The following is a 4974-nucleotide window of genomic DNA, read 5'->3' as shown; positions in this document are numbered from 1 at the left end:
TTTAAGTGTGGTACCCAAATAACGGTGTCGTCGTTGGTTACTAACTCGACCGTACGCATGCCTATATGGGTAACTTCGCCATAACTACCGTCAACTTCTATCCAGTCACCCGGTCGGTAGGGCATTTCATGAATAGCCACCACCCCGGCAATTAAACTACTCACATAGTCTTTTAATGCAAAACCTATAGCCAGGCCCGCTGCACCCAGTGTTGCCACCATGTTCTGCAACGTTGGCTCAATGATCCGGGGCATTATCATAACTAGGGCAACAACCAATACCAGTATGCGAATCATTGGTACTAAGGCCAAAGTGTACAGTCGGCGCTTACCATGCAGGTGGGAGGCAACCCAGGGTAGAACACGCTGAGTCAGCCAAACTATCGCTAGTGCAAAAACGAAAATCACTGCAATCTCAAAAATCGCAAAGCCGTCCAGCGATTTAAAGAGTCCGGTAACGTCGTCTACTGATCCTGTTTCCATTAATGTCTCCCGTTAAAACCGGTCTAGCCAAAAGCCCCGCGAGGCCAGCAATTCTCTGACGACCGGGTAACCGCGTGCAGTGACATACCAAAGCTCCTGCTCAAGCTCTATCAAACCTCGCTGATGCAAAACCTGTAGCTGAATTTCAAGCTGACTACCGGATATTATTGGCAACACCTTAACCAACTGCCCTTTATTCAAACCTCGGTGTAACAGCAGAGCATAACAGACAAAAGCCGTGGCATTGTTAATCTCTGAAGGCATGCTGGGTGTTTCAACAGGTTTCTCGCTACTGCGCTGGTAACGATCGGAATAGGCAGCAGCCACACCTGCGTTACCACGACTTAACGCCGCTAATGCCCGCAAACGACCATCGCCACGAGCCAAACCAAGCTCCTCCAACGCTCGCTGATCCAGCCCCTGCAAAGTCCACAATTGGCTTACCGGAACCGGCCAGACCTTTTCAAGAAAAGCCCAGGCCCAGCTGTCACAAACAATAACGCCTTTGCCTGCTTCGCCTGAAAGCACAGTAGAAAAGAATTCACGAACCCACCGCAACCCATTGGTTTGGCGAAGGAAACCATGCGCTAACTGTGGCAAAATCCACGGCTTATTATCATCGGACTTGGACAAAAATTCAGGCAGAGTAGAATCACCCGGGTCGCAAAGAGGCTCTCTGTCGGGCAGGTTCATTTCCCTGAGACTATGCTTCTCAGCCCACTTCTTTACGGCTTCTTCAACACCTGAATGAGGTGGTGCGATTATCCAGCGTAAGCTGTTATCTTCGTCGTCCTCCAGCCACTCAGAAAAACACTGTTCCAAAGCATCTGCTGCGTCGTCAAAACTGAGCTCCAGTGCACTCGACTGGTCATCCTCACTTTCTTGCTCTTGTTCAGGGGTTATCCATCGAATAAATTTTCCCCACCACTTTTTAACCTTGATAACGGTCGGCACCGCAGGTTTTTCGTAATCGTCAACAGTAACCCATTGCCACGTTTTCTTTGGCTCTTCGGCCATTCTAAGGTCCCTTTTCACGGATAAAATAAGTGAGTGCTTAACAACGATAATAGAGTGCCCTGAACCAGAGTCCAATGAAAAATTTGCAAATAGACTCTTGAAACCAATTTAACCAGTGCACATATAAGAGTTAAGGCCGGTGTCTCTGAGAGAGCCGCCTTAAACCGACACATGGTGTGTCACTTGTTTATTACAATTAACGTTATTGCTTCTTAGGAGAATGACTATTATGGCAACTATCGACTTAAGCCCTCTATATCGTAGCAGTGTAGGTTTTGACCGTATGGCATCTTTGCTGGATTCGGCACTACGCTCAGATACTGGTGCAACCGGATACCCTCCCTACAACATTGAACTGGTAGCAGAAAACCAGTACGCCATTACCCTGGCGGTTGCAGGTTTTGAAGAGGATGATCTGGAAATTGAAGTAGAGAACGGCGTGCTTCGTGTGACCGGCAAGAAAGCCGAAGAAAACGAAAAACGCGAGTATCTGCACCGCGGCATTGCAAACCGTGCCTTCGAACGTAAGTTCAGCCTGGCTGAACACATTGAAGTCACAGGCGCAGCCTTAAAGAACGGTCTGTTAACGGTCGGCTTGGTGAAAAACATTCCTGAAGCCATGAAGCCGAAACGCATCAACATTGGCAGCTCGACTAAAGACCTGCTGGAAGATCGTTCCAAAAGTAAGGAAAATGCTGCTTAAACTTAAGCACTGGATGAGGGGCGGCAATTAGCCGCCCTATTTTTCCTGACGTTGCCACTCTACTGGGTGCCCACAGACGAACCCCTGGACATAGTCTACACCCAGCTGTGTGAGCTTAATGCGCGCTTCGTCACTTTCAACGCCTACTGCGCACACCTCAATACCAAGCACTTTAGCAATACGAACGCAGCTTGCTACCAGTTCTGCATCAACAGCGTCCACCAGCATGTCCTGCACCCAAAAGCGATTGACCTTAATTTGCGTTAACGGCAACTGCCGCATTAAACGAAATGAATTAAAGCCTGTTCCGAACTGATCCAGCGCTGTACCAACCCCCAGCCCCTGAAGCTCTTTGAACAGACGGTAGGTTTCATCAAAATACTTGTCGGCATCGGGCTCAGCCACTTCAAACATTAATTGTTCCGGTTGCAGCACCGACTGCTTAAGAATTTGCTCAAGAAAACGAATGAAGTCGACGTCCTCCAGACTTTGCGCCGACAAATTTATGTGGCAACGCCAGGTTCTGTTTGCCTGAAACGGTTGTTCGTTAAAGTGCTCAATAACTTCGCGAACTAGCCAGCGGTCGGCTTTACCCATCACACCCGCCCGCAATGCTGATCTCAGAAACTGTTGCGGCGCAATGGCTTCATCAGAGCCTGAGCCGGGTAGCCTCAGCAATACCTCGAAACAGTGTTTGTCTTCGCTTTTAGACGTACTGATAAGCGGCTGCGAAAACAATTGCCAGTCTTCTTCCCTTAAAGCCTTTTTCAACCGAGTTTCCCATTCTGCCTCTGCCTGGCCAATTAAACGTTTCTGATCGGCTTCACTGTAGGAGTGCACCCGGTAGTCACCTTGCTGCATAGCAAGCTGAACGGCCTCACGCGCTTGTCGCATTAACGTACTGGCTGCAACGTCCTCATCTGCGCTGTAGGAAATACCGGCGTGTGCAGTAAGCTGAAATATGCGCTTATCACTGCTGAAACGGAACTCACGGCAAAACTGAAGCAAACGATGAGCCTGTGCAAACGCGGCTTGCTCATCCTCACGGCTTAACAAGGCAATTTCCGTTTCACTAATACGGGCAACCCGTGCACTTTTCGGAGCTTTTTGCTGAAGCGACAAGGTCAACTGCAATATAGCCTGATCACGCCCGTCGGAGCCCGCTTGGTCAGCGATAACCTGCAAGCCTGTGAGGCGAATAATAGTCACACTTGAAGTCTTTTTCTTATCCAGCCTGTCTTGTAATAAACGCCGAAATTCCCGCACGTTGAGCAGCCCGGTAACGGCGTCGTGATGCGCCAGGAAATTCAAATGAACTTCCGCTTCCATGCGTTTAGTAACATCTGCTATACGCCCGGTATTATCAGTGAAAAGCTCGATATCCAGCCACACTTTTCGACCATCAAGACGTTCAATAGAAACCAATTGCCGCTGACCATCAATATTAAACCCGTTAGGCCAGTTGGCCCGAATTTGTTCTTCGGAGTGCGCCGCGAGAATTCTCATCATTTGACGGTTAACCTGCTTAATACTGCCGTCAGAATTCATCTGAAACCAACCTTCCCCGGTTCGTTTCAACAGCCGCCATAACCTGCGCCGCAAGGCTTTTCGGTTTTGCTTTAAATGGCTAATACGTTGCATTAAACGGCTGAGACGGTAACGCTCTAATGCCAGTAAAAACATAATAGTGACCAGCGTCAGACCACTATACAAAAGAAGCCCTGAAAGCCCTTCCCAAATTGGATTATAACGAGGAGAGACTAATAACCAGGCGGATAATACAGTGAGTACCATCAGTGCTGTTTGCCAGGGATGCCCTGACACAGGCTGTTTCTGCAAACTGCGCCCAACGACAACACCGCCCCAGAGTAGTAGTGCGTTAATTTCCCAGGAAATAAGCGCCAACTGCCAAGGCTCCGGAAGCCACGGCAATAAAATGGTCATAGCGATAGCAATTAACATTACCGAGTAACCAATTCGGTTAAACCTCGATAGCTTGAAACGAAAACGCGACCACTCCCAGATAAACCAACTGAGTGCAACAATCAGTAGCTGGCTAATATAGCCTTTCAAAACTGCCGCTATGTCCGGCGAGTATGGCGTAAAATAGGTTATCCAGACACCGCTATGCAGCAGCAGTGACAACGTAAAGGCTAGTGTTAGTGTGCCAAACGCAATTAACAGACGACTACCAAATAACCTCGCCGAGGTGGCTGCAGCCAGAGCTAATAAAATTAGGATACCAGCATTAACACCCAGCGCAGTTTGTTGTTGCTGCAGGCGCAGCTGCAAGTCTCCGGGTTGCCATAAGCTTACGGAAGGCATTTGCTCTGGCCATTGCTGAACCGATACGGCCAGCCAGACAATTTCGTTTGCAGGTATGGTAACGGGCAGCACCTGCTCGTGTGATAAATACTCTCGCTGTAAAATTGGCGTCGAAAAACGACTGATGCTTTGGCTTGTTATTTGGCCTTCTTTATCCAGTAAGTAGACACCAACTTTTTCCAAATAAGGATCGCCGAACTTAAGATGAAAAGTCAGGGGGGCATTACTGCGGTTAAACAGCGGGATAACGCCCCAGACATTTGGTCGCTCACCGGCGTAATTATGGTCCTGCAGTTGTGAAGGGCTGAGCCATCGCTGGGGTTCATTCACCGCTATATTTTCAACATTTAAACTCTTATCCACAACACGATAGTTCAGATATTCATTCAGCATGAGTCTGGAAGTTTGCGGAGAAACGGTAAGCGGCTCCTGAGCAGCCGCAGACTG

Annotated in this window: 4 protein-coding genes; 1 reads left to right on the top strand and 3 read right to left on the bottom strand. The window is 48.7% G+C overall.

All coding sequences use genetic code 11. From position 1 onward, the window contains the following. Both B3180_RS14690 and B3180_RS14685 read right to left on the bottom strand, forming a co-directional pair. The coding region (locus B3180_RS14690; RefSeq protein WP_286845246.1) for a mechanosensitive ion channel family protein at nt 1–482 on the bottom strand (482 nt) is incomplete at its 3' end. Nucleotides 483–494: 12 nt separating this feature from the next. Continuing rightward, entirely contained in the window at nt 495–1499 is a 1005-nt protein-coding gene (locus B3180_RS14685) for a hypothetical protein (protein WP_286845245.1), read from the bottom strand. Nucleotides 1500–1728: 229 nt separating this feature from the next. On the opposite strand from B3180_RS14685, the gene B3180_RS14680 reads away from it, so the two are divergent. Continuing rightward, on the top strand, nt 1729–2202 hold the full coding sequence (locus tag B3180_RS14680) for an Hsp20 family protein (RefSeq protein WP_199494850.1): 474 nt from the start codon (nt 1729–1731) through the stop codon (nt 2200–2202). 36 nt (nt 2203–2238) lie between these two features. On the opposite strand, the gene B3180_RS14675 is transcribed toward B3180_RS14680, so the two are convergent. Then, the coding region (locus B3180_RS14675; protein WP_286845242.1) for an EAL domain-containing protein at nt 2239–4974 on the bottom strand (2736 nt) is incomplete at its 5' end.

Origin of the sequence: Idiomarina sp. UBA4206 (assembly GCF_002383015.1) — a bacterium.
Taxonomy (GTDB): Bacteria; Pseudomonadota; Gammaproteobacteria; order Enterobacterales; family Alteromonadaceae; genus Idiomarina; species Idiomarina abyssalis.
Note: the sequence above shows the minus strand (reverse complement) of the source record. Positions and strands in the feature narration are given on the sequence as shown.

Bases quoted from the DNA above. Each gene is read 5' to 3' on its own strand.
- B3180_RS14685 (WP_286845245.1), bottom strand. From the start codon at position 1,499: ATGGCCGAAGAGCCAAAGAAAACGTGGCAATGGGTTACTGTTGACGAT.
- B3180_RS14680 (WP_199494850.1), top strand. From the start codon at position 1,729: ATGGCAACTATCGACTTAAGCCCTCTATATCGTAGCAGTGTAGGTTTT.